The organism is Bradyrhizobium guangzhouense (assembly GCF_004114955.1).
GTDB classification, from domain to species: domain Bacteria; phylum Pseudomonadota; class Alphaproteobacteria; order Rhizobiales; family Xanthobacteraceae; genus Bradyrhizobium; species Bradyrhizobium guangzhouense.
Genome location: NZ_CP030053.1, coordinates 4,244,441 through 4,267,658, shown reverse-complemented (window position 1 = coordinate 4,267,658; position 23,218 = coordinate 4,244,441). Strand labels below are relative to the sequence as shown.

Sequence of the window (23,218 nt, the reverse complement as noted above, 5' to 3'; positions counted from 1 at the left end):
GACGGAGCATAGTTAGCACTCTAAGACCGTAATTCCTGCGCGATCTCCCACATATGCCCCGATGGGTCCGCAAAGGCAGCCGTGCGGCGGCCCCAGGGGCGATTGATGGGGCCATTCACCAGCGCGACGCCGCTTTGCCGGAGCCTCGCGCAGGCTGCATCGACATCGGCGACGCGAATGGTCATGAGCATGCGAGGTCCGGTGCTTGAAGTCGCCGGCACTACGGGCGCCACGAGCTGCGGCGCCTGCGTCTCCTGCAGCAGATTGACCATGACGCCACCGAGCCCGATCACACTGCAGACGGCATCGGAATAGATCGGCCTCGCATCGAACACGGCCTCGTAGAATTCTCTCGTGCGCGCGAGGTTGTCAACGAAAAGGGTCACGCATTCCAGATTGTTCAAGCTGTTCATTTCGAGGGCACCTCGGTCGACTGGTCAGTCTTTTGACACAACGCATCTGGAAATGAAGAAGCAGATTGCCTTCATCCCCCAGATGCAAAAATCAACGCGATCCCGGATGCCACTCCGGCAATTTGGGGATGTCGGGGTCGAGATGGTCCCACGCATAGCCGCGCGAGCAGAACAGGGCGACCGATGGCTTGAACGTGCTGGCATCGTTCAGCGTGCCGACATAGATGCCGATGAACTCGGGCTTGTCATCCGGCTTGTTGTAGATTGGCGAACCGCAGTTCGGACAGAAGCCTTTGCGCTTGACCGCGCCGCCGTCTGCGCTCCGGGCGATCTCGCGCACCTCGCCGGTGATGGAGAGGGCATTGCGCGGAAATACGAATATCGAGCTGTGGCCGGTCCCGGTATCGCGCTGGCAGTCGCGGCACTGGCACTGGAAGCCGCGGATCGGCTCGGCCGTTATTGTGTAGCGAACCGCACCGCAGGCGCAGCGTCCCGAACAGTCCATGTCTGCCTCCTGAAAGAGAACGATCCTGGCGAATCCTGATATTGGCATGGACGCGCGACGGGACAAGCCATGGGGCCGGCTGTCACGTCGGGCGATCCGGCGCGTGGGGCGGATTGGCCGCAAGGCGTCATCCGCCATCTCTCGCCACGCCTCGCCGATGGATGGCGGATTACGCTTCCGCCTTCGCTCTTCGAGCTTCGTCGGACAAGTCGCTAATCCGCCCTACAGCACCGGCGAATGCCGCGATAGTGTTCAAACCGCAAGATCGGTCGAGCGCATCGCGGCCATTCCGGCCTAACTCATGCCGCCACGAAAGGAACGACGATGACGGCGGCGCTGCAAACCTATCGGGACCGGATGCGGCGGGTGCTGGACTATATCGACCGGCACCTCGATGCCGATCTGGACCTGGAAACGTTGAGCGGCGTTGCCGCCTTCTCGCGGTTTCATTTCCATCGGCAGTTCACGGCAACCTTCGGGTTGTCGGTGCATCGCTATGTCCAGCTGGCCCGTATGAAGCGCGCTTCCTACCTGCTGGCTTACAGTGACGCCGACAGCGTCACCGACATCGCGATGGATGCCGGTTACGATGCACCTGACGCCTTCGCCCGCGCCTTCCGGCAACGGTTCGGGCAATCGCCGTCGTCGTTCCGCAACGCGCCCGAATGGGAGCCGTGGCTTGTGGCCTTCGGGCCTCTCGATAGCGCGAGGAGCAAGCTCATGAAGACCTTTACCACCGACGACGTGACGATCCGCGACGTGCCCCCCACACGGGTGGCGATCATGGAGCATCGGGGCGACCCGGCAACGCTCGGCGACACCATCAGGCGGTTCATCGCCTGGCGCAAGGCTGCCGGACTGCATCCCAGGACTAGCCCGACGTTCAATGTCTGGCGCTCCGAACGGCGCCCGTCCTCGCCGGCCGCTTACAGCACGGACCTCTGTGTCGGGACCGACCGGCCGATCGAGGCTGGTGGCGAAGAGATCAAGGTCGGCGAGATCCCCGGCGGGCGCTGCGCCGTGCTGCGGGTGGTCGGCTACACCGACAATCTGGAGCCAGCCGCGCTCTATCTCTATCGCGACTGGCTTCCGGCCAGCGGCGAGGAGGCGCGCGACTTCCCGATCTATTGCCAGCGGCTCAGCTTCTTCCCGGAGGTGCCGGAGCACGAGACGGAAGCCGACGTGTTTCTGCCGCTGAAATAGGGGGCTCCGATGGAGGCCTGTCGCTTTCGATCGCAGGCGCGTAGGGTGGATTAGCCTGCGGCTGCGCGAAGCGCAGTCCGCTGGCGTAATCCACCATTTCGCGTCGCGTGACTCCTGGGATGGCGGGTTACGCTGTCGCTAACCCGCCCTACGGGTTACGCGTTCGCGCCCGCGATTTTCCGGCCGCGACCGGGCGGCCCTTCACGTGATCGATGAAGGCCCGCAGCTTCGGCATCATCTGATGGCGGCTGGGATAATAGAGAAACACGCCCGGCGTCGTCGGCGCGAACGCCTTCAGCACCTGCACGAGCTTTCCCGTTTTCACCAGATTGGCGGCGATCGGCGCGGGGACTTGCGCAAGTCCCAAGCCTTCCACGGCTGCGCCGAGCATGGTGGGAAAGTCGTGCGCGATCAGCGGTCCCGAGACGATCGCTTCGACCGTCTTGTTGCCATTGAGGAGGGACCAGGGCGCGATCGATCCGTTGCTGCGGCGGATGCGCAGGCATGCGTGCTGGCGCAGATCATCGATCCGTTCGGGCCGCTTGTGCCGCCGCAGATAGTCGGGGCTGCCGACGATCACGAACGGAAAAGGCGGCGTCAGCCGGACCGCGATCATGTCGGCGGCGACGAACTGGCCCATCCGGACGCCGGCATCAAACCCCTTGGCCGCAAGGTCGACCGATTCCTCGCCTGCGGCGATCTCCACCTCGACTTCCGGATAAGCCTGGCAGAAGGAGGCGATCAGCGGCTCCAGCAGGATCGGCACCACCGCGCGCGGCACGGTGAGGCGCAATAGTCCTGATGGCCGCCGTCCAAGATCGCGTGCAACGTCGCCCGCCGCAACGAGCTCCTCGAAAGCGGGCTTCGCACGCGAGAGGAACTGGGCGCCGGCCTCGGTGAGGCCGACGCTGCGTGTCGTGCGGATGAACAGGGCTGCACCGACACGCGCCTCGAGTGCGCGGACCGCCTGGCTGATGGCCGAGGGCGTCACGCCGAGTTCTGCGGCTGCCCGGCGGAAATTGCGGTGCTGGGCAACGCTCAGGAACGCTTCCACGCCATCGAGCGCGCCTTGCCTGACTGTGAAGTTCTGCTTCATAGCCCGTCAACATTATCCCGAATAGTCGCCGGCGACAATCGATCGTATCTCTGGCTCGCAGATCAGGAGCGTCGCTGATGGCGGACAGTCGACATCAGCGTCACCTCGGACGAACCGAGGTGACCGCCATGCTCCGGGAGACGAGACCGATGCAAGCGATCCGCAAACTTGTCGTCATGCTTACCCTAACCCTGATGGGAGCGACTTCCATGTCCGATCTATCCGTTGCCCAGACCCAATCCAACCCACAATCCGCCGCGCAAGCCTTCTCGCCCACGATCACGGGCGTGATGGTCATCCTGGCCGCGAAGGCGGGCGTCACGCGCGAGCAGGTCATGGCCGTCATGCCGGCTGAAATCCGGGAGACCGTGCAGCTCTATCTCGGGGGCAAAATTCGCGAGTGGTATTCGCGCGGCGACGGACGCGGCGTTGTTTTCGTCGTCGATGTCAAGGATGTCGCCGCGGCGAAGGCGATCATGGAAGACCTCCCATTGGCCAAGCAGGATCTGATGGACCACGAGTACATCGCCATCGGTCCGCTTCTGCCGCTTCGGCTGCTCATGGCCAATCCAGACCGCCGGCAATAAGCGCGAGCCCCGGACGGAGGAGGGCCGATGACATCAGATGCCACTCCCGTTGCCCGTGACGTCGCGATCTGATCGGAGACCAACATGACGACTGAAACTCTCTTCCGGACACATCTCATTCTCGGTTATGTCGCGTGGCTGCTTTGCTTCGGCGCGTATGTCTGGCCCCGACTGAGGGTGATGGACAGGCTCGAGGCGCATCGTGCCATCGCCACGCTGCACAGCTTCCGCTTCTTCGGGCTCGTCTTCATCCTTCCCGGCGTCGTGAGCCCGGACCTGCCGGCCAGCTTCGCCAATTTCGCCGCCTGGGGCGACTTCGCGACCGGGGTGCTCGCCATGCTGGCGCTTCTTTCGGTGAGGATCCGCGCGCTGTTCTGGTTGTTCGTCGTCGCCTTCAATCTCGTCGGGGTGGTCGACCTCGTCGTCGACTACTACGACGCCATCCAGGTCGGCCTTCCCGCGCATGCGGAATGGCTCGCCTCGACCTATGCGATCCCTGTTATCTACGTGCCGCTCCTGATGATCACGCACGTCACCGCGTTCTATTTTCTGGCACGCCCTCGGGTGAGCGCCGGTGCGGTGGGGCTGGCCGGGGCGGCTTGAGCCCAACCGGCCCCTCGCCGGCGCAATCCTCGCACCGTAATATTAGACTTGACTTATATTAGCGTAGACCGATATTCATCCCGATCAATCGCCAGGAGGGATCGTGATGGAGATCGACGTCGCCCGGGTCATGGGGCTTGTGACGCGTTCGGTGAAGACTTTCGAGAAGGACGGGAAGGCGGCCAGCGCGGTGACGCTGACCCGGCTTTACGACACTGATGTCGACGACCTCTGGGACGCCGTAACCAGCAAACAACGCATTCCACGCTGGTTCTTGCCGGTCGAGGGAGATCTCAAGCTCGGCGGGAAGTACCAGCTCAAGGGCAATGCGGGCGGCACCATCACGGCATGTTCGCCACCGACCCATTTTGCCGCGACCTGGGAATTTGGTGGCGCGGTGAGCTGGATCGACGTCAAGCTCGCGGCCGAACGCAGCCAGGCGCGTTTGACGCTGGAGCACACTGCGATCATGGAGGATCATTGGAATCAGTTCGGTCCCGGTGCCGTGGGCATCGGTTGGGACCTCGCCATTGCAGGGCTCGAGCGATATGTTGCAACCGGGACAGCGGTCGATCATCAGACGGCCGAGGCATGGATGGGCTCTCCCGCGGGGAAGGAATTCATGACGTCGAGTGGCGAGGCCTGGCGCGCGGCGCACGTAGCAAGCGGGGTCGATCCTGACGCGGCAAAGTTGCGCTCGGACCGGACCATTGCCTTCTATCGCGGCGAGCCACCGCCCGACGTCGCGCATCCGGGCGCTGGAAGCTGATGCACGTCTTCGAGGTCCTCGCCGATCCCGTGCGCCGTCGTATTCTCGAGCTGCTCGCCCCCGGGGAGATGGCGTCCGGAGAGGTGGTCGAGGCGATCGGCGCCGAGTTCGGAATCACGCAGGCTGCGGTGTCGCAGCACCTGAAGGTGCTGCGTGAAAGCGGCTTTGCGACGGTTCGGGCGGAGGCGCAGAGGCGACTCTATTCCGTCGACGTTGCCGGGCTTCGCGCGGTGGATGCCTGGATCGGTCAATTCAGGAATTTCTGGGAGCCGAAGCTGGACGCGCTGGCGACCGAGATTGCGCGCGGCAAACGGGAGCGTCGTCGCGCGCCGATCGCCAAGCGCGGCGGGAAGAGGGCGTGATGAGATGCGTAGGGTGGATTAGCCGGCGGCTGCGCAAAGCGCAGTCGATGGCGTAATCCACCATTCGCTAAGCCGCGCTTGGATCGGTGGATTACGCTTCGCTAATCCACCCTACGAAGTTCGCGTCATCTTCTCGAATTTCTTGACCAGCCGCTCGCGCTTGAGCCGCGACAGCCGCTGAAGCCAGAACATCCCGTCGAGCTGGTCGATCTCGTGCTGGTGGCAGACGGCGCGCAAGCCCTCCGACTCGTCGGTCCGCGCGATGCCTTCGAGATCCTGATAATCGATCCGCACGCGCGCATGGCGCTGCACCTCGTCGTTGATGCCGGGCATCGAGACGCTGCCCTCCTTATGCATGATCATCTCGGGCGAGGCCCAGGTGATCTCGGGATTGACGTAGGTCTGCGCGCCGGCCTTGGCGTCGAGCTCGAGCACCACGAGCCGCAGGGGCACGCCGACATGCGGCGCGGTGATGCCAATGCCGGGCGCGGCGCGCATCGTTTCGAGCAAATCCGCCGCAAGCTCGCGCAAGCCATCGTCGAAAGCGGTGACGCGGCGGGCGGCCACTGTGAGCCGGCGGTCGGGATAGCGGACGATGGGGCGAATGGTCATTCAAAGCTCCTAGCACCTGCCCTGGCTTGAGGCCTCATCATTTCAGTCCATATGGCGTTGTGCGAGCGATCGCGAGCGCTTTCGCAGGAGAAAATTCCTCCACCCATGACGAGTACGGCTCGCGGGTTGGCGCGCCTCCCAAGAGCGAAATCGTGGAGACCATCGCGCTGGAGGGACCGCAGCGAGATCTCTACGATTCCTTACGGCTCACGATGTCGCGCTTCGGCCCTCACCGAGAGCGACGTCAACGCTCTATTCGACGATTAGGTGTGGGGAGAGCCGATCGCATCGCGCTCGATCGAGCTTGTTCGGATCATGCCATCGTGCCGGTGTTTTGCCCGACGTGTCAAATCGCGGCCTTGGCGCCGCCGGTTCCGGTGTCAGCGGGTGTCAGCATCCAGGTCGTTGAACCGGTTGCGGTCGCCTACTGTGCATGGGGTTGTTTTCGCGCTTTCGGCGAGGAGAGCTGATTGCGGCTCCGTCTGCGGTCCGCGGTCGCGGCAACCGGTGAAATAAAATAGGATCGCCTGTCTGCTTTTGCGATTTCCATTCGTCTTCCACGTGAGACAGACCTGACGGGAGACAAAGATGACTGCTTCCAACTATCGCTGGGTGATCGTCGCCGCCGGCGGCTTGCTCGGATGCGTCGCCATCGGCGGCATGTTTTCGCTGCCGGTGTTCCTGCAGCCGATCGCCAAGGACACCGGCTGGTCGGTGACCGGCATCTCCAGCGCGATGACCATCGGCTTCCTGGCGATGGCCTGCAGCAGCATGATCTGGGGCACGCTGACGGATCGGTTCGGGCCGCTGCCGGTGGTGCTGACCGGGTCGACCGTGCTGGCGTTCAGCCTGTTCGCCGCGAGCCACGCGACCTCGCTGATCGCGTTCCAGTTCGTGTTCGGCCTTTTGGTCGGCGCCTCCTGCGCGGCGATCTTCGCGCCGATGATGGCGACCGTCACCGGCTGGTTCGACACCCATCGCGGCCTCGCCGTCTCGCTGGTGTCGGCCGGCATGGGCGTGGCGCCGATGACCATGGCGCCGCTCGCGGCCTGGCTGGTGTCGCATCATGACTGGCGCACCGCGATGCAGATCATATCGCTGGTGGTTGCCGTCATCATGATCCCGGTCGCGTTCCTGGTGCGCCGTCCGCCGGCGCTCGCGCAGCCGCCGAAGGCGGCAGCTGGGGTGGGTGGCGCGCAGGCAGAGATGTCGCGAAGCGAAGCGCTGCGCTCGCCGCAATTCCTGATCTTGCTCGCCACCAACTTCTTCTGCTGCGCCACCCATTCCGGCCCGATCATCCACACGGTCAGCTATGCCGTGAGCTGCGGCATCCCGCTGATCTCGGCGGTGACGATCTACAGCGTCGAGGGACTGTCCGGCCTCGGTGGACGCATCGCCTTCGGCCTGATGGGGGATCGGTTCGGCGCCAAGCGCGTGCTGGTTTCCGGCCTGCTTTTGCAGGCGTTCGGCGCGCTCGCTTACGTCTTCGCGCACCAGCTTGCGGCGTTCTATTCGGTCGCGGCCGTGTTCGGCTTCATCTATGCCGGCACCATGCCGCTGTATGCGGTGTTGGTCCGTGAAAACTTTCCGCTTCGGATGATGGGCACCGTGATCGGCGGCACGGCGATGGCCGGCAGCCTCGGCATGGCGACCGGCCCGCTCGCAGGCGGCCTGATCTACGACGCCTTCTCCAGCTACGCCTGGCTCTATATCGGCTCCTGGGCGATGGGCCTCGGCGCATTCCTGATGGCGATGACGTTCCGTCCGTTCCCGAAGCCGCAATCCGAGCCGGCTCCGGCGCCTGTGGCGGCGTGACCCGACCTATGCCCGGATCTGTTTCTCGAAGAACAGGTCCGGGTAGGGATCGTCGTTGAAGCGCGGGATCTCGCGCCAGCCGGTGGTGCGATAGAGCTGACCGGCCTCCGGCAGCGCGCTGTTGGTGTCTAACCGCAAGATGTCGATGCCGAGCGTTCGCGCAGCATCTTCAGTTGCGTCCATCAGGCGCTTGCCCAGCCCCAATCCGCGCGTGGAGGGCGCGACCCAGAGGCGCTTGATCTCGGCATAGCCTTGATCGGTGCCCTTCAGGCCGACGCAACCGATCGGCAGCGTGTCCGACATCGCGACGATGAAGCTGCCGCGCGGCCGGCGCATGTCCTTGGCGTCAGGATCGCGCGAGAGCGACACGTCAAATCCCTGTTTGAAGCGGCGGCCGAGCTCGGCATAGTACTCAGCCAGGCAATAGCGCGCCTCCTCGCTGCGCGGATCCATTTCGGTGAGCGCGATGCGGTCGCGCGTCAGCGCAGACGCAATCAGATCCATCGCCGCCAGCAGCGCCTCGCGTTGCGAATTGCGGGCGAGAAAACCCTCGGCCTGCGTGTTCGACAGCGTCTCATAGGCCGCGAACTCGCGCTTGCCTGCGCGCGTCAGGCGCGCCACGCGGCGGCGCGCATCATCCTCATGCGCGTGCGTCTCGATCAGGCCTTCATCTTCCAGACCGCGCAACAGCCGGCTCATCAGCCCGGAATCGAGGCCGAGATAATCGCGGATCTCGCCGACGTCGGAGCGCCCATGTCCGATTGCATTGAGCACCCGCGCTGCCCCGAGCGGCCGCCCGCGCCCGAGGAAGGATGTGTCGAGCGCGCCGACGGCGGAGGTGACGGCGCGGTTGAAGCGGCGGACGCGGGAGACGGGGTCGAGCATTATCTGACTGTAGTCAGATATCTCGCCAGGTCAATGGCACGTGCGCGAGAGATCAGCCGGTCCCGGTCCGCAGCACGGTCAGGCAGCTCCGGTCTGCGGCGAGCCAAGCCCGAGCTCCTTGCGAAGTTTTTTCGTCAGCTTTGCCACGATCAGCGCATGGGCCTGCGCCAGATAGGCCGTCAGCTCGGTGTCGGGCAGCGCGTTATTGCTGACGAGCTGCACCCATTTGGCCCGTGCGAGATAGGGCGCAGGCCGCGCCAGGCCGTGCTCGATCAGCATGGCATAGGCCATGTTCGAGACCTTGAACATGTAGCCGCCCGTCTCAGCCGTGTAACCGCCGCTCAGCGCGAACATCTTGCCGCCGATTTTGAACACGGAGGTGCCTTCCCATTGCACCACCTTGGCGGCGGCGGGCAGGCGCAAGCAGCGTGTTTCGAACGTCTTGGGAGTCATGCGATTGCAGCAGCGAACATCGGCACATCTCTTCGGCGGCATGCATGCTCCAGCCAAGGAGGGAATGCCGTGTCGCCCGTCATCAGCAGATCACGGATCCGTGATTTGCTTCTGAAGTATCGCAAACTATATCGTACGATATGTTTTGAGAAGGAGACGTACGATATGTTCGGCAAACATCGAGACCACAGAGACTTCCACTTCGGCCACTTCGCCCATTTCGCCATGGGGCGGCACGGTGGGCGGCATCGCTTCGGCCGCGGCGGGCATGGCTTTTTCGGGCGCGGCGGCGATGACTTCCCGGGCGCGCGGCGGCTGTCGTCGCAGGACCTCCAGCTCGTGATCCTGGCCCTGCTCGCCGACAAGCCTGCGCACGGCTACGAACTGATCAAGATCATCGAGGAGCAGTCGGAGGGTTTTTATACGCCGAGCCCCGGCGTGATCTATCCGGCGCTGACCTATCTCGAAGAGGTCGGTCACGCCAGCGTCGCGCAGGATGGCGGCCGCAAGCTCTACAGCATCACACCGCAAGGCGAAGCCTTTCTCGCCGAGCAGCGCGGCACGGCTGATGCGATCCTGCAAGCGCTGTCGCGAATCGGGCGTCGCATGGACGAGGTGCGCGAAGCCTTCGCCGGCGTCAGCGATCTCGATGCGGATGCCTCCGACGAATTGCACCGTGCCCGCCACAACCTCAAGCGCGCGCTGCGCAGCAGGCACGGCAGCGATTCCGCCGAGGCGCGCCGCATCGCCGGAATTCTAGAGCGCGCGGCGGCGGAGATCCTCGGCAAGTGAGGGACGCCAGAGATGAATGATCGGCCGCACAGCCCGATTCAAGATCCCCGCGTCAACGCCGTGATCGCGCGCCTGCAAGGCGCGCGGCAGCGGCCGTCCGGCGGCGGCCCGCGCAGCTCGTTCAACGGCCGCGATCCTCACGCCTATGCCGAGCTTGGCTTTTCGATTCATCCCGAGCAGGGCGAGTTGATCTATCTGTTGTGCCGCGGCCTGCGCGCGACCCGCGTTGCCGAGTTCGCGACCTCGGTCGGGATGTCCACGCTCTATTTTGCCGCCGCGCTCCGTGACAATGGCGGCGGCACCGTGATCGGCTCGGAGATCGTGCCCGCCAAGGTCGAAGCCGCCAAGCGCAATCTCGCGGAGGCGGGATTGGCCAACTATGCCGAGATCCGCGAAGGTGACGCCCGCAAGACGCTGCGCGATCTCGGCGGTCCCGTCGATTTCGTGCTGATCGATGGCTGGCCGGGCGAGAGTGGCCCGTCGCTCGCCCGCGAGGTGATCGAGATCGTCGCGCCGCAGTTGCTCGTCGGCGGCTATGTCATGAATGACAATGCCGAGCCCGACTATCTCGCCTTCATCCGCGATCCCAGGAACGGTTTTGTGTCGATGACGCTGCCGCTCAAGGGTGGCACGGAGCTGTCGTTGAAGGTGAAGTGAGGGCTTCCGCCCCCGACAGCTTGCGCTGATGCACCCATCGTTGAACAATGCTCTCGTGTCGTGGACGCTGCGCAGCGCGCCCGGGACACGAGAGCGATGGATGCCGGGATTATTCGTGCACCCTGAAAAGCCACCTGCTTTGTGAGTTGTGCCTGAGCGCTACGCGGTTACGATGCGAGCGAGGTTCCCGGCGGAAACGGGAGCCAGAGCTAGCGACCGCGGAGGCGACATGAGTGGGCAGGACCATAAAGTCAAGGGATCGGACCTGTTTGTCGCGGCGCTGGAGAACGAAGGCGTCGATCGCATCTTCGGTGTTCCCGGTGAAGAGAATCTCGACCTCGTCGAATCGTTGCGCACCTCGAAAATCCAGTTGGTGCTGACCCGTCACGAGCAGGCCGCCGCCTTCATGGCCGCGACCCACGGACGATTGACCGGCAAGCCCGGCGTGTGTCTCTCGACCCTCGGCCCCGGGGCACTCAACCTGTCCACCGGCGCCGCCTATGCCAATCTCGGCGGGATGCCGATGATCCTGATCACCGGCCAGAAGCCGATCATGAGCAGCCGTCAGGCGCGCTTCCAGATTGTGGACGTGGTCGCGACCATGAAGCCGCTGACGAAACTGTCGCGGCAGATCGTCAGCGCCTCCTCGATTCCAACAGTGGTCCGCGATGCCTTCCGCGTGGCGATGGAGGAGCGGCCGGGACCGGTGCATCTCGAACTGCCCGAGGACATCGCAGGCGACGAGGTCGAGGCCGTCCCCGTGATCCCGATCCATCCGATCGAGATCCCCGTCGCGCATCGCAGCGCGCTCGACAGGGCCGCCGAGATGATTTTGGCCGCAAGGCGTCCGCTGGTGATGATGGGCGCGGCGACCAGCCGGCCGCGTTCGACGCACGGCATCGCGAGCTTCGTGCGCCGCACCGGCATTCCGTTCTTCACCACCCAGATGGGCAAGGGCACCGTGCCCGGCGGCACCAATCTCTACATGGGCACCGCGGCGCTGTCCGAGCGCGACTACGTCCACGACGCCATCGATGCCGCTGATCTGATCATCGCGATCGGCCACGATCCGATCGAGAAGCCGCCCTTCATCATGGGGCCATCGGGGCCGAAGGTCATTCACGTCAGTTATACTTCGGCGAGCGTCGAGCTGGTCTATTTTCCTGACGCCGAGGTGGTCGGTGACGTCGGTCCGAGCCTGGAGCTTTTGGCCGACCGGCTCGAAGGCAAGCTGCCGCAGGCGGCGGCGCTGTTGCCGCTCCGCGAAGGGATCCTCAACCACATCGCCGACCGCGCCACTGAGACGCGCTGGCCGCCGACGCCGCAGCGCATCGTGCACGACGTCCGCCAGGTCATCCCGGAGAACGGCATCGTCGCGCTCGACAACGGCATGTACAAGATCTGGTTCGCGCGCAACTATCGCACCCGCGTCGCCAACACGCTGCTGCTCGACAATGCTCTGGCAACGATGGGCGCCGGCCTGCCATCGGCGATGATGGCCGCGATGCTGTATCCCGACCGACGCGTGCTCGCGGTCGCCGGCGACGGTGGCTTCATGATGAACAGCCAGGAGATGGAGACCGCGGTCCGCCTCAAGCTCAACCTCGTCGTGCTGGTGCTGGAGGACAACGCCTACGGCATGATCCGCTGGAAGCAGGCGGTCGATCATTTCGCCGATTACGGCATGACCTTCGGCAATCCCGACTTTGCGCTCTACGCCAAGGCCTATGGCGCCAAGGGTCATCGTATCGCAAGCATCGACAGCTTTGGCCCGACGCTTGACGCAGCCTTCAAGGAGGGCGGCGTGCACCTGGTCTCGATCCCGATCGATTATTCGGAGAACGTGCGGGTGCTGGTCGACGAGCTGCGGACCCGGCAGAAATAGCGGCAAGCCTTAGGAAAATTGTCCGGTAGGCTCATACCTGCCATTCCTTGATATATATCGTGCTACGATATATTGCAGGCGCGAAGATTCCTCCCGACAAGAGACGTCCATGCGCCAGACCCCCGACATGACCGGCGGCCTCCCGCGGCCTCGCGGCAAGCCCGGAGATTTTACCGCCGACCGCCGCGTGCTGGTCCTGATCGGCATGGCGCTACTGGTCGGCAGCATGAGTGCCGGGGCCGCCTGGGTGCTGCTGAAACTGATCGCGCTGGTGACCAATCTGGTCTGGTTCGGCCATGTCAGCACCGAGAACGTCTCCCTGGCCAACGCCCATCCAGGGATCTGGATGGTGCTGGCGCCCGCGCTGGGCGGGCTCGTGATCGGGTTGATGGCGCGGTTTGGGTCGGAAAAGATCCGGGGCCACGGCATCCCCGAGGCGATCGAGGCGATCCTGATCGGCGGCAGCCGGATGCAGCCGAAGGTCGCGATCCTGAAGCCGCTGTCATCGGCGGTATCGATAGGTAGCGGCGGCCCGTTCGGCGCCGAGGGGCCGATCATCATGACGGGCGGCGCGATCGGGTCGATCTTCGCCCAGTGCTTCCATCTCACAGCGGCCGAACGCAAGACGTTGCTGGTCGCGGGCGCGGCCGCCGGCATGACGGCGATCTTCAATACGCCGATCGCAGCCGTGCTGCTCGCGGTCGAGCTGCTGTTGTTCGAATGGAAGCCGCGCAGCTTCCTTCCCGTGGTGACGGGGGCGGTGATCTCGGCGGCATGGCGTCCCTTGCTGTTCGGAACGGGGCCGCTGTTTCCGTTCGCGGAGCGGCCGCACCTGCCCTGGTGGGGCCTCGCGGCGGCGCTCGGCGTCGGCGTCGTTGCCGGGCTGCAATCCGGCTTGATGACGCGGCTGCTCTACGCGATCGAGGATTTGTTCGACCATCTGCCCGTGCACTGGATGTGGTGGCCGATGCTCGGCGGCCTGGTCGTCGGGCTCGGCGGACTGATCGATCCGCGGGCGCTGGGTGTCGGCTACGATGTCATTGCCGATCTATTGTCCGGCCACATGGTGCGCGACGAAGCGATCCGGCTGTTGCTTGTGAAGTCGGTGATCTGGGTGGTCGCGCTGAGCTCAGGCACATCGGGCGGCGTGCTGGCACCGCTGCTCATCCTCGGCGGCACCGCCGGGTGGATGGAGGGGCTGGTGCTGCCCGGTGGCGCGTCATTCTGGGCGCTTATCGGCATGGCCGCGATGATGGGCGGCACGATGCGTTCGCCTTTGACAGGCGTGATGTTCGCGATCGAGCTGACGGGCAATATCGACATGCTGCTGCCATTGCTGGCTGCGACTGGCGCGGCCCATGCCGTCACCGTGCTGCTGCTCAAGCGCTCGATCCTGACCGAGAAGATCGCGCGCCGCGGCCAGCACATCACCCGCGAATACGCCATCGACCCGTTCGAGCTGATGCGTACGGCCGATGTCATGGTCACGGATGTCGATACGCTGCCGGTCGACATGTCCGTCGACGCGGCGGTGGCTTTCTTCACCTCCGATCAGCGCCGTCACAAATCCTATCCTGTCGTAGCCAGCGACGGACGGCTGACGGGCATGGTGACCCGCGCCGACGTGCTGCGCTGGCGCACCGAGGGCGATCATCAGGCGGCGACGCTCGATGACGTCGTCTCGGACAGCTCGAGCGTGGTGGCGCATCCCGACGATGTGCTGGGACGGGTCGCCGATCTCATGGTCGCCTCCGATCTCGGGCGGCTGCCGGTGGTCGATCGCGCCAGCCATCGCGTGGTGGGCCTCGTCGCTCGCAAGGATTTGCTGCGAATTCGCGCGGTCGTGAACGCGCAGGAGGAGGACCGCAACGCATACTTCCTGCGCGACAAGGCGCTTGTGCAGGAGGCGCGGATCGCGGAAGGTCAGCCCCTCTGAACTCCAGCGTCGACAGGAATGAGCATGACTCGCGTTCGTTGTGTTACCGAGATGGGGATGGGCGTCGACGTTCACGGCAGGGACGCCACCAAGGCGGCCAAGCGCGCCGTGTCGGATGCCATCAGGCATTCGAGCCTCGGCTTCTTCCGGATGATCGGCAAGACCGCGAACGACATGTTCGTCGATGTCACCATCGGCGTGCCCAATCCCGAAGCCGTCGACAAGGAGGCGGTGGCCAGGGAGCTTCCTTACGGCACCGTGACCGTCACCGCGGTCAAGGGCGGGCTGGAGATCCCCTCGGCCACGGAAGTGGCGAACGATCCCATCCTCATCGCCAATGCCGCCGTCATCGTCAGCTTCGACAAGGATTGAGCCGGTGTCCGACAGGGATGAGCGGCTGCTGGACCGTCCGATCTGGAGCGCGTTGACGACGAGCCATAGGCATCTCGCCGAACGCGGCACGCGGGCGTTGCGCTATCCGGCGGACATGACCCCGTTTGCCGACGTGATCGACATGTCTGCGGAGAGCTTCGCCGCACTCGGCGATCTCCTGGCGCCCTCGCAGGTCGTCGCGCTGTTCACGCCTGATGCGGTCGATGTTCCCGCCGGCTTCAAGGTGGTGCTGGCCGAGAGCGGTGACCAGATGATCGGCTCACCCGCCGATAGCCCGCTTCGTGATGCCGAGATCGTGACGCTGGGGAAGGCCGACGTCCCCGCGATGACGGCGCTGACGACGCTGACCAAGCCCGGGCCGTTCGCGGCGCGGACGCACGAGCTCGGCACGTTCCTCGGCATTCGTGCCGGCGGCGAATTAGTCGCGATGACGGGCGAACGAATGAAGCCGGGCAAGTTCGTCGAAATGACCGCGGTCTGCGTCCACCCTGACTATCGCGGGCGTGGCTACGCACAGGCGTTGCTTGCGGCTGTCGCGCGCCGGATCGAGGCGCGCGGCGAAGTTCCGTTCCTGCACGTGTTTTCTAACAACACGTCCGCCATCGCGCTGTACGAGCGACAGGGCATGCGCACCCGTCGTCGCCTGCACGTGACGGCGTTCATGAAGCAGGGGTGAGGCGTCCGTCAGGATGGCCCTTCATTTTCGGCGAAAGCGCGCTATATCCTCTCCCGCCATAATGGGGGAGACGCATGGACGCCAGGACAGCAGATTTTTCCGCCGCGCGGACGGCGATGCAGCGCTACGTCGATCAGGAGATCATCCCTGGCGTGTCCTGGGCGGTGCTGCGGGGGCGCGAGGTGGTCGATCAGCAGTGCGTCGGCTTTGCCGATCGCGAGGCGAAGACGGTGCTCCGGCCCGACCATATTTTCCGCGCGTTCTCCAACACCAAGATTTTCGTCACCTCCGCGATCATGCTGCTGGTCGAAGAAGGCCGCATCGGACTTGATGATCCCCTCGAGAAATTCCTGCCGCAGCTCGGCAGTCGCAAAGTGCTCAAGCAGGGCGCTTCAAGCCTTGCCGATGTCGAGCCGGCCAAGAGCTCGATCACGATCCGGCATCTGCTGACCCATACGTCCGGCCTCAGCTACGGCATCTTCGATCCCGGCACGGTGCTGTTCAAGGGCTACAACGACGCGCGCGTGCTCAATCCGCTGACGCCGCTGACCGACATGATCGACAAACTCGCCGATCTGCCGCTGTCCTATCACCCCGGAACGAGCTGGGAATATTCAGTGGCGACCGACGTGCTCGGTCGCGTGGTCGAGGTCGTCTCGGGCAAGGCGCTGGATGTTGTCTTCAAGGAGCGCATCTTCAATCCGCTCGGCATGACCGATACCGGCTTCTTCGTTCCTGAGGCGCAGCAGGGCAGGCTGGTCGCGCATTACACCGGTGCCGACGTGCTCGACCCGATGAAGCCTGGCCTCACGCGCGCCGACAATCTGCCTTATCCGCAGGCCTATCGAGTTCCGTTTCCGCGACTGTCGGGCGGCGGTGGGCTGGTCTCGACCCTGCCTGATATGCTGGCCCTGGTGAAGGCGCTGCTCCCCGGGCCGGACGCACTGCTGAAGCCGGAGACGCTGCGGCTGATGATGACGAACCAGTTGCCTGATGGCCAAGTCATCCGCTTCGCCAATCTCGGCCCGATGCCGGGCAAGGGCTTTGGCCTCGGCGGCGCCGTGACCTTCGCGCCGACGCCGTTCGATCCGCCAAACTCCACCGGCGAATTCCAATGGGGCGGGCTCGCCGGCACCCATTGGTGGATCTGCCCTGAGGCCAATACCGCTGGCGTGCTGATGGCGCAGCGTCATCTCGGCTTCTGGAATCCGTTTTTCTTCGAGTTCAAGCGCCTGGCCTACCAAGCCGTCGGAGGCTGACCCTCAAAAAATTGCGCATCTTCGCGAATCCTTTTCGACCATCGCGCCCTCCTTGTGGTCGAGGCAGTCCGCCTCGGCTCAATTAGGGGGATGCGATGGCATTTTACAGGAAGAATATCGGCAGCCTGCACCAGGCGGTGCGGGTTGCTGCCGGGATTGCGGTGGTGGTTGCGGCATCAGTCTATCTCACCGGCGCGGCGGCCTGGCTGGTCGCACTCGGCGGCGCTGGCTTCGCACTGACCGGCCTCGTCGGCTATTGCCCGATGTGCGCGATGGCGGGCATCGGCCGGGGAGGCGTCTCGTGAGCGCGGCCGCGATCTCGCCCAATCTGTTCGAGGCGGCGCGGGTCGGCGACGTCCAGGCGATCGCCCGTCTGCTCGAGACTGCGCAGCCCGATATCCGCCGCTATGCACGGGCGACGTGCCGGAGCTCGGCAGATGCCGAGGACGCCGCGCAGGAAGCGCTGTGGATCCTGTTCCGGCATGTCGGCACGATCCGCTCGCTGCTCGCATTCTCGGCCTGGCTGTTCAGCGTCGTCCGCCGCGAATGCCTGCGGCTCGCGCGCAAGGCCGGCTTCGCGGCACCTCTCGAGGAGGGCGAAGCGGAGGCTGCGCTGCTGTCGCGGCCCGAGTCCGATCTGCGACTCGACGTCGCCGCGGCCTTCGAGGCGTTGCCGCCGCATTATCGTGATGTCGCGCTGATGCGCGACGTCAAGGAAATGACCATCGATGAGATTGCGGATGCCCTCGGCGCGACGCGGCAGACCGTGAAGGCTCGGCTGCATCGCGCCCGCGCCCTGATGCGCGAATATCTGACGAGATGAACCATGACCAACTATCAAAGCTCCGACGATTTGAAATCGATTCCGGCTTTCGTCGCGCTGGCGCCAGTCGAGGCTAACGCGTTTCTCGCCTTCAATCATGCGGTCGAGCGTAAGGACGGATTGATTCCGCCGAAATATCGCGAGCTGATTTCGCTCGCCGTCGCGCTCACCACGCAATGTGCCTATTGCCTGGACGTGCATACCGCTCAGGCTGCAAAAGCCGGCGCGACGCGCGAAGAGGTCGCTGAGGCCGCATTGATCGCAGCGGCAGTGCGCGCCGGCGGCACGCTCGGCCATGCGCTGCTGGCGCAGCGGCTATTTGAGCGGCATGGGGGGCCGGGATGAACGAACCTGGGTCTGAGGCGGGACAGGACGGGTGAACAATTATCTCGGTCTCGATGGATTTCGGTTCGGCTGGGTTGCTGCCTGGATCGATGATCGCGGCCAGCAGGGATTCGATTATGCACCCGGTCTGACGCGTCTGCTCGCGATGCCGCATGCGCGTACGATGATCGACATGCCGATCGGGCTGAAGCCGAGCGGCTATCGGACGTGCGATTTGCATGCGCGCGAGCTCGTCGGCCCCGCGGTGTTTCTCGGCGCGCGCCGCGACCTCTGGACATTTCCCGACATGGCCGCGGCGAACAGGCATTACTGGGATCGCGAAGGCAAGGGCAGGGGCATCTCCGCGCAGCTCTGGAATATCAGGGACAAGATCAGGGACGTCGACGAGATCATGACGCCGGCGCGGCAGGAGACGATCGGCGAGGCGCATCCGGAATTGATCTTCTGGAATCTTGCAGGGCGAGTCCGGCTTGCGACGAAGACATCGGCGAAAGGTCGCGAGCAGCGCATTGCGCTGCTGGCGCAGCGCGGCTTCACGCATTTGTCGAAATGGCTGACGCAACGCCACGGCACCGGCATCGGCCGCGACGATCTCATCGATGCCTGTGCCTGCGCGGTGGCAGCGCGCGACAGCACGACGCGCGTCGGCGGCGATGAGATCGATCCGCGCGGTCTGCGGATGGAGATCAATTACTGAAGCGGCCGGGGGGCACGAATCCGGGAAAAACAGGCAAATTATTTGAACCGCACGGGAACTGGCGATGGTCGGTCTGCGTTCCCCGTGCGAACCGAATTGAGAGAACCTCGTGCGATGAATGATGCCAGTCAGTTCGCGACCGCCATGCTCGCGCTCGTTTTCGTCGGAGCATTGCTCGTCACCGGACAGCTCTTCATCGAGCAGCGCGCCCAACGCGATGCGGTCTACGCCACCAGTCATTTACTGCGGCCATTGTGATTGGCAATCCTCGACAGAGATCGGTGTCATGACGGCCCGGCCTTGCGCCATCTTCCGGCTCGCCTAGATTAGTCGGAATCTCACGCAAGCAACCGGGGTCCCGATGCCTGATTTATCCGCCTTTCCGATCACCAAGCGTTGGCCCGCCAAGCATCCCGAATTGCTTCAGCTCTATTCGCTGCCGACGCCGAACGGTGTGAAGGTCTCGATCACGCTGGAGGAGATCGGGCTGCCCTACGAAGTCCATCTCGTCGACTTCGGCAAGGACGACCAGAAAACGCCGGAATTCCTCTCGCTCAATCCCAACGGCAAGATCCCGGCGATCCTCGATCCCAATGGCCCCGGCGGCAAGCCGCTGCCGCTGTTCGAGTCCGGTGCGATCCTGCAATATCTGGCGGAGAAGACCGGCAAGCTGCTGCCGCAGGATGCCGCGCGGCGCTACCAGACCATCCAGTGGCTGCATTTCCAGATGGGCGGCATCGGGCCGATGTTCGGCCAGGTCGGCTTCTTCCACAAATTCGCCGGCAAGGACTTCGAGGACAAGCGGCCGCTGGAGCGTTACGTCGGCGAGTCCAAGCGCCTGCTCGGTGTGATGGAGACGCATCTTTCCGGCCGGCAATGGTTCATGGATGACGACTACACCATCGCCGACATCTCGATGCTCGGCTGGGTCCGCAATCTCGTCGGCTTCTACGGGGCCGGCGACCTCGTCGCATTCGGCCAGTTCAAGTCGGTCGGTGCCTGGCTCGAGCGCGGGTTGGCGCGTCCGGCCGTGCAGCGCGGATTGAACATTCCGAAGCGACCCTGATCTAGCTCAGCGCCTTGTAGGTCATGTAGAGCGCCATCAGGGCGACGAGGGCGATCATGCTCCGGCGCAGTACCGCCTTGCTGACGCGGTTGGCCATGCGTGCGCCAAGATCGGTGCCGACCCAGAGGCCTGCAATGATGCCGATGATGGCCGGCCAGCCGACCATCAGGCCCTTGCTCCAGTAGATCCAGGCTGCCGGAATATTGGTCGGTATTACCGAGAAGATCAGGCTGACGAGTTGCGCCTGATGCTGTGGCACGCGCAAGCCCGCGGCGAGGCCGACCGTGATCGCGAGACCGCCACCGATGCCCATGAAGCCGGAGGAGAAGCCGGCAAGCCCGCCGATGAGGAGCAGCGGAGGCCAAGGCAACTTGTCGCGATCACCGGCGCCGTCACCGTCCTTGCGGTCGCGACGCAAGATCAGCAGCGCGATCAGCGCGACGAGATAGGCGACATAGGTCCATTGCAGCACCGCGTCGGAGACAGCAGCCGCGGCATAGCCGCCGCCCACGCCGCCGATCAGAAATCCGATGCCGATCCAGACGATCCATGGCAACGGGCTGCGATTACCGCTCTGCCAGTAACGGCGCACGCCAGCGAGGCCCGTCGGCGGGATCTGCGTGATCAGCGAGGTGCCCTGGGCGACATGCTGTTCGGCGCCGAGGAGCAGCACACTGAAGATGACGAGGCCGCCCCCTGGACTCGTGCCGCTGAAGCCCGACGCCAGCCCCGCGATGAGGCCGACACCGCCGCCGGCGAGAAGCTCGTGAAGCCAGGACATCGCTTACGTCCTGGTTCGCCGCTTCATATCTGCCGTGGTCGTGCGAAAGCCGTTGATCACGGTGGTGACGGTCGCCATGCAGGCCGCGACGTCGAAATCCTCGCCCCAGCATTTTTGCAGCACAAAGCCCTGGAAGATCGCGATCAGCACGCGCGAGATTGCATCGGCGCCGATGTCGCGCTTGATCAGGCCGTCGTGCTGGCCGCGCTCGACCAGCGCCACGATCAGCGCACGCGGCAAATCGATGCCTTCGACGACGCTGGTACGGACGCGGCGGTTGCGCAGCGCCTCGGCCCAGCCGTGGATGCCGACACGGCGCCGCGCTTCGCCCATCGGGTCGGTCAGCCACTGCGCGTAGACGCGGACCAGTGCGTGCAGTCCCTCGATCGGATCGCCGGAGCCTTGCGCGACCGAGTTGAGGATGGCCTCGCGGCGATGCCTGTCGTCGGCGAGGGCCTCGATCAGATCGTCCTTGCTCTGGAAGTAGAGGTAGACCGCGCCGTGGCTCAGGCCCGACCGCTTCACGATGTCGGCCATTCCGGTCTGGTGAAACCCGTCCGCGGAGAAGCAGGCCAGCGCCGCTTCGAGGATTTGCTGTCGCCGGTCCTCACGCTTCTTGTCGCTGATCTTGGGCATCCGTCCCGTCCCTATATAACTGACAGATTGATCGTTTTAGGAGAGTGCCAGCACTAGAACTAATGCAGTCGAGCCAAATAAAAAACGATCAGTCAGTCATTTATATTTGCAGAAGGGGTTTGAGGTCAAGCCTGGATGGCTGAGCCTTAGAAAGGGGATGTCGCGATGGGCGGCCCGCGAAGGCGTTGTCGTCTAGAACAGCCGCCCGCCGTTCGGCACCGGCTTGCTCGGCTGCATCAGTACGACCTTGCCGTCGGCATCGGGGAAGCCGAGCGTCAGCACCTCGGAGACGACAGGTCCGATCTGGCGCGGCGGGAAATTGACGACGGCGGCGACTTGCTGTCCGACCAGCGTCTCGAGCGGATGGTTTTCGGTGATCTGAGCCGAACTCTTGCGCGCGCCGATGGCCGGGCCGAAGTCGATCCACAGCCGCCAGGCCGGCTTGCGGGCCTCGGGAAACGGTTTTGCGTCGACGATGGTGCCGACGCGGATATCGACTGCCAGGAAGGTATTGAAGTCGATGGTCGGCGAGGCGGATGCGGCTGGATCGTGGGTGACGTGCATGGTGTATCCGTTTCGGAAGAGGTCGAAACCGTCGTTGGTTATATTGTCGCGTGATGCGGAGTTGCTTACAACGCCGGGGGACGTGAAACGCCCTGGAGATCACTCACGACGTATGCGCGAGGACCGTCTTGCCCAACATCATTTACGGCATCAAGAACTGCGACACCATGAAGAAAGCGCGCACCTGGCTCGACACCCATGGCGTCGCCTACGAGTTCCACGATTACAAGACCGCCGGTGTGGAGAAGGACAAGCTCAAGCAATGGAGCGACAAGCTCGGCTGGGAAACGCTGCTCAATCGCGCCGGCACGACCTTCAAGAAGCTGCCCGATGACGACAAGGAAGGTCTGACCGAGAAGAAGGCGCTGGCGCTGATGCTAGCGCAACCATCGATGATCAAGCGGCCCGTGCTCGAAATCGGCGGCAAGCTGCTGGTCGGCTTCAAGCCTGATATCTACGACAAGGAAATTGGCGCCAAGGCCCGCAAGAGCTAATTGAGCTCAATGATCTCGGCAGTGACGGCTGGAGTGGACTGATCGGCGAATTCGACGATTTCGGCGGCCGCAATGCGCCCAGGGGCGCGATGAAACAGGTCGCGGTCGATCACCGTGCGCAGTTTCGGCCGCGGCAGCGCGTCATTTCCGCGCATCAGATTCTTGATCTCGAAGCCGCCGTCCTCGCAGAACGTCTTGAGCGAGGCGATGACGTGGCTGACCTTGTCATGGGTCAGGAAAGGCAGCAGCAGCCGCTCGTAGGCGACGACACGGCCATAGATGTCGTCGACATCGGCGACGCTGTAGACCGGAAGTCCGCGCAAGATGCATTCGTGATAGACCGGCATCACGAAAGGCGCGAGTCGCGGCCCGATATAGTCCTCCAGCAGGATTCCCTTGCCGGTATGGCCGTAAGCGCGGGAGATCCGCGTGCCTTCGCTCTGGATGGTCAAACGCGGCGTCGGAGTCGAGTGGTCCACCGTATAGTAGATGAGATCGGACAGCTCTTCCTCGAGCCGTGCGGGCTGATACTCCCAGATCGCAGGCGCAATCTGATGGCGCGCATACAGTCGCAGCCACGTGTTGAGAAGGTCACGTTGCTTGATCGACTTGACGACGGAGGGAGCAGCGCTGGCGAAATCCAAAACAATATTCCCGGCGAATGAAACCCGAGCATGATCTCGCGCGCGGGAAAATTTTTGATGAAGGCTGGCGCGCGGAAGCAAAGACCGTTAACGACGACTTGATGACCGGTGTCTTGTGAGCCGGGAAGCCGGCAGGCCACATCACGAAGCCTCCAACTAAGGGAGCATAAGGCTCCCCGCCAAAGGCCTGACCTGCTCAGCTTTCCGCCTTGCCTAACCCCCGTCACCTCCGGCATATTCCGCGCCCGGAGGCGGCGTTCCGGGACA

General features: G+C 64.2%; 30 protein-coding genes. 20 read left to right on the top strand and 10 right to left on the bottom strand.

Annotated elements, in window-relative coordinates; genetic code table 11:
- Positions 1–20 precede the first annotated feature (20 nt).
- Complete coding sequence (locus tag XH91_RS20645; RefSeq protein WP_128952272.1) at positions 21–413, bottom strand: VOC family protein; 393 nt, start codon at positions 411–413, stop codon at positions 21–23.
- Between the two features lie 91 nt (positions 414–504).
- The gene (locus XH91_RS20640) at positions 505–918 is read right to left on the bottom strand and encodes a GFA family protein (protein ID WP_128952271.1); all 414 of its coding nucleotides are present in this window, start codon (positions 916–918) and stop codon (positions 505–507) included.
- Between the two features lie 324 nt (positions 919–1,242).
- Between XH91_RS20640 and XH91_RS20635 the strand changes: the two genes are divergently transcribed.
- On the top strand, positions 1,243–2,121 hold the full coding sequence (locus tag XH91_RS20635; RefSeq protein ID WP_128952270.1) for an AraC family transcriptional regulator: 879 nt from the start codon (positions 1,243–1,245) through the stop codon (positions 2,119–2,121).
- Between the two features lie 148 nt (positions 2,122–2,269).
- Here the strand turns inward: XH91_RS20635 and XH91_RS20630 are convergent, their stop codons facing one another.
- Entirely contained in the window at positions 2,270–3,217 is a 948-nt protein-coding gene (locus tag XH91_RS20630) for a LysR substrate-binding domain-containing protein (RefSeq protein ID WP_128952269.1), read from the bottom strand.
- A 149-nt stretch (positions 3,218–3,366) separates the two neighbouring features.
- Here XH91_RS20630 and XH91_RS20625 point away from each other — a divergent pair, with 149 nt between their 5' ends.
- From XH91_RS20625 to XH91_RS20610, 4 genes are all read left to right on the top strand, one after another.
- Complete coding sequence (locus tag XH91_RS20625; protein ID WP_245477159.1) at positions 3,367–3,804, top strand: hypothetical protein; 438 nt, start codon at positions 3,367–3,369, stop codon at positions 3,802–3,804.
- A gap of 84 nt (positions 3,805–3,888) precedes the next feature.
- On the top strand, positions 3,889–4,407 hold the full coding sequence (locus tag XH91_RS20620) for a hypothetical protein (RefSeq protein WP_128952268.1): 519 nt from the start codon (positions 3,889–3,891) through the stop codon (positions 4,405–4,407).
- Positions 4,408–4,513: 106 nt separating this feature from the next.
- Positions 4,514–5,176 carry an SRPBCC family protein gene (locus XH91_RS20615; RefSeq protein ID WP_128954928.1) on the top strand — a complete coding sequence of 221 codons (663 nt, stop codon included), beginning with the start codon at positions 4,514–4,516 and terminating at the stop codon, positions 5,174–5,176.
- Entirely contained in the window at positions 5,176–5,538 is a 363-nt protein-coding gene (locus XH91_RS20610; RefSeq protein WP_128952267.1) for an ArsR/SmtB family transcription factor, read from the top strand. The genes XH91_RS20615 and XH91_RS20610 overlap by 1 nt, the downstream gene beginning before the upstream one ends.
- A 111-nt stretch (positions 5,539–5,649) precedes the next feature.
- Here XH91_RS20610 and XH91_RS20605 read toward each other — a convergent pair whose 3' ends face one another.
- A complete protein-coding gene (locus XH91_RS20605; RefSeq protein ID WP_128952266.1) occupies positions 5,650–6,150 on the bottom strand; it encodes a peptide deformylase in 501 nt (166 codons plus the stop codon).
- A 588-nt stretch (positions 6,151–6,738) separates the two neighbouring features.
- On the opposite strand from XH91_RS20605, the gene XH91_RS20595 reads away from it, so the two are divergent.
- Complete coding sequence (locus XH91_RS20595; RefSeq protein ID WP_128952264.1) at positions 6,739–7,965, top strand: MFS transporter; 1,227 nt, start codon at positions 6,739–6,741, stop codon at positions 7,963–7,965.
- 6 nt (positions 7,966–7,971) lie between these two features.
- On the opposite strand, the gene XH91_RS20590 is transcribed toward XH91_RS20595, so the two are convergent.
- Positions 7,972–8,850 (bottom strand): bifunctional helix-turn-helix transcriptional regulator/GNAT family N-acetyltransferase, encoded by an 879-nt coding sequence (locus tag XH91_RS20590; protein WP_128952263.1) that lies wholly within the window; start codon positions 8,848–8,850, stop codon positions 7,972–7,974.
- 78 nt (positions 8,851–8,928) lie between these two features.
- Positions 8,929–9,303, bottom strand: coding sequence for an MmcQ/YjbR family DNA-binding protein (locus XH91_RS20585; protein ID WP_128952262.1), 375 nt, complete (start codon positions 9,301–9,303; stop codon positions 8,929–8,931).
- 165 nt (positions 9,304–9,468) lie between these two features.
- Here XH91_RS20585 and XH91_RS20580 point away from each other — a divergent pair, with 165 nt between their 5' ends.
- The 13 genes from XH91_RS20580 to XH91_RS20525 all read left to right on the top strand — a co-directional run bounded on the left by XH91_RS20580 (position 9,469) and on the right by XH91_RS20525 (position 19,832).
- A complete protein-coding gene (locus XH91_RS20580; protein ID WP_128954927.1) occupies positions 9,469–10,095 on the top strand; it encodes a PadR family transcriptional regulator in 627 nt (208 codons plus the stop codon).
- Positions 10,096–10,107: 12 nt separating this feature from the next.
- The gene (locus tag XH91_RS20575) at positions 10,108–10,752 is read left to right on the top strand and encodes an O-methyltransferase (protein WP_128952261.1); all 645 of its coding nucleotides are present in this window, start codon (positions 10,108–10,110) and stop codon (positions 10,750–10,752) included.
- A 229-nt stretch (positions 10,753–10,981) separates the two neighbouring features.
- Entirely contained in the window at positions 10,982–12,637 is a 1,656-nt protein-coding gene (locus XH91_RS20570) for an acetolactate synthase large subunit (protein ID WP_128952260.1), read from the top strand.
- A 109-nt stretch (positions 12,638–12,746) separates the two neighbouring features.
- Positions 12,747–14,573: a chloride channel protein gene (locus XH91_RS20565; protein WP_128952259.1), complete on the top strand. Its 1,827-nt coding sequence runs from the start codon at positions 12,747–12,749 to the stop codon at positions 14,571–14,573.
- A 24-nt stretch (positions 14,574–14,597) separates the two neighbouring features.
- The gene (locus tag XH91_RS20560) at positions 14,598–14,945 is read left to right on the top strand and encodes a Lin0512 family protein (RefSeq protein WP_028178016.1); all 348 of its coding nucleotides are present in this window, start codon (positions 14,598–14,600) and stop codon (positions 14,943–14,945) included.
- A 4-nt stretch (positions 14,946–14,949) separates the two neighbouring features.
- Complete coding sequence (locus XH91_RS20555) at positions 14,950–15,642, top strand: GNAT family N-acetyltransferase (protein ID WP_164938299.1); 693 nt, start codon at positions 14,950–14,952, stop codon at positions 15,640–15,642.
- 74 nt (positions 15,643–15,716) lie between these two features.
- On the top strand, positions 15,717–16,901 hold the full coding sequence (locus XH91_RS20550) for a serine hydrolase domain-containing protein (protein WP_128952257.1): 1,185 nt from the start codon (positions 15,717–15,719) through the stop codon (positions 16,899–16,901).
- 95 nt (positions 16,902–16,996) lie between these two features.
- On the top strand, positions 16,997–17,206 hold the full coding sequence (locus tag XH91_RS20545) for a YgaP family membrane protein (RefSeq protein ID WP_128952256.1): 210 nt from the start codon (positions 16,997–16,999) through the stop codon (positions 17,204–17,206).
- Positions 17,203–17,724: an RNA polymerase sigma factor gene (locus XH91_RS20540; RefSeq protein WP_128952255.1), complete on the top strand. Its 522-nt coding sequence runs from the start codon at positions 17,203–17,205 to the stop codon at positions 17,722–17,724. The genes XH91_RS20545 and XH91_RS20540 overlap by 4 nt, the downstream gene beginning before the upstream one ends.
- 3 nt (positions 17,725–17,727) lie before the next feature.
- The gene (locus XH91_RS20535) at positions 17,728–18,069 is read left to right on the top strand and encodes a carboxymuconolactone decarboxylase family protein (RefSeq protein WP_128952254.1); all 342 of its coding nucleotides are present in this window, start codon (positions 17,728–17,730) and stop codon (positions 18,067–18,069) included.
- Between the two features lie 31 nt (positions 18,070–18,100).
- Positions 18,101–18,766: a DUF429 domain-containing protein gene (locus tag XH91_RS20530; protein ID WP_128952253.1), complete on the top strand. Its 666-nt coding sequence runs from the start codon at positions 18,101–18,103 to the stop codon at positions 18,764–18,766.
- A 114-nt stretch (positions 18,767–18,880) separates the two neighbouring features.
- Positions 18,881–19,024 carry a hypothetical protein gene (locus tag XH91_RS38960; protein WP_164934179.1) on the top strand — a complete coding sequence of 48 codons (144 nt, stop codon included), beginning with the start codon at positions 18,881–18,883 and terminating at the stop codon, positions 19,022–19,024.
- Positions 19,025–19,127: 103 nt separating this feature from the next.
- The gene (locus XH91_RS20525; protein WP_128952252.1) at positions 19,128–19,832 is read left to right on the top strand and encodes a glutathione S-transferase family protein; all 705 of its coding nucleotides are present in this window, start codon (positions 19,128–19,130) and stop codon (positions 19,830–19,832) included.
- 1 nt (position 19,833) lies between these two features.
- Here XH91_RS20525 and XH91_RS20520 read toward each other — a convergent pair whose 3' ends face one another.
- The 3 genes from XH91_RS20520 to XH91_RS20510 all read right to left on the bottom strand — a co-directional run bounded on the left by XH91_RS20520 (position 19,834) and on the right by XH91_RS20510 (position 21,813).
- Positions 19,834–20,613, bottom strand: a complete 780-nt coding sequence (locus XH91_RS20520; protein WP_128952251.1) for a sulfite exporter TauE/SafE family protein — start codon at positions 20,611–20,613, stop codon at positions 19,834–19,836.
- Between the two features lie 3 nt (positions 20,614–20,616).
- The gene (locus tag XH91_RS20515) at positions 20,617–21,249 is read right to left on the bottom strand and encodes a TetR/AcrR family transcriptional regulator (protein WP_128952250.1); all 633 of its coding nucleotides are present in this window, start codon (positions 21,247–21,249) and stop codon (positions 20,617–20,619) included.
- A gap of 192 nt (positions 21,250–21,441) precedes the next feature.
- Positions 21,442–21,813: a tRNA-binding protein gene (locus XH91_RS20510; RefSeq protein WP_128952249.1), complete on the bottom strand. Its 372-nt coding sequence runs from the start codon at positions 21,811–21,813 to the stop codon at positions 21,442–21,444.
- A 128-nt stretch (positions 21,814–21,941) separates the two neighbouring features.
- Here XH91_RS20510 and XH91_RS20505 point away from each other — a divergent pair, with 128 nt between their 5' ends.
- The gene (locus XH91_RS20505; RefSeq protein WP_128952248.1) at positions 21,942–22,307 is read left to right on the top strand and encodes an ArsC family reductase; all 366 of its coding nucleotides are present in this window, start codon (positions 21,942–21,944) and stop codon (positions 22,305–22,307) included.
- On the opposite strand, the gene XH91_RS20500 is transcribed toward XH91_RS20505, so the two are convergent.
- The gene (locus tag XH91_RS20500) at positions 22,304–22,951 is read right to left on the bottom strand and encodes a hypothetical protein (RefSeq protein WP_128952247.1); all 648 of its coding nucleotides are present in this window, start codon (positions 22,949–22,951) and stop codon (positions 22,304–22,306) included. The genes XH91_RS20505 and XH91_RS20500 overlap by 4 nt on opposite strands.
- Positions 22,952–23,218: the final 267 nt, after the last annotated feature.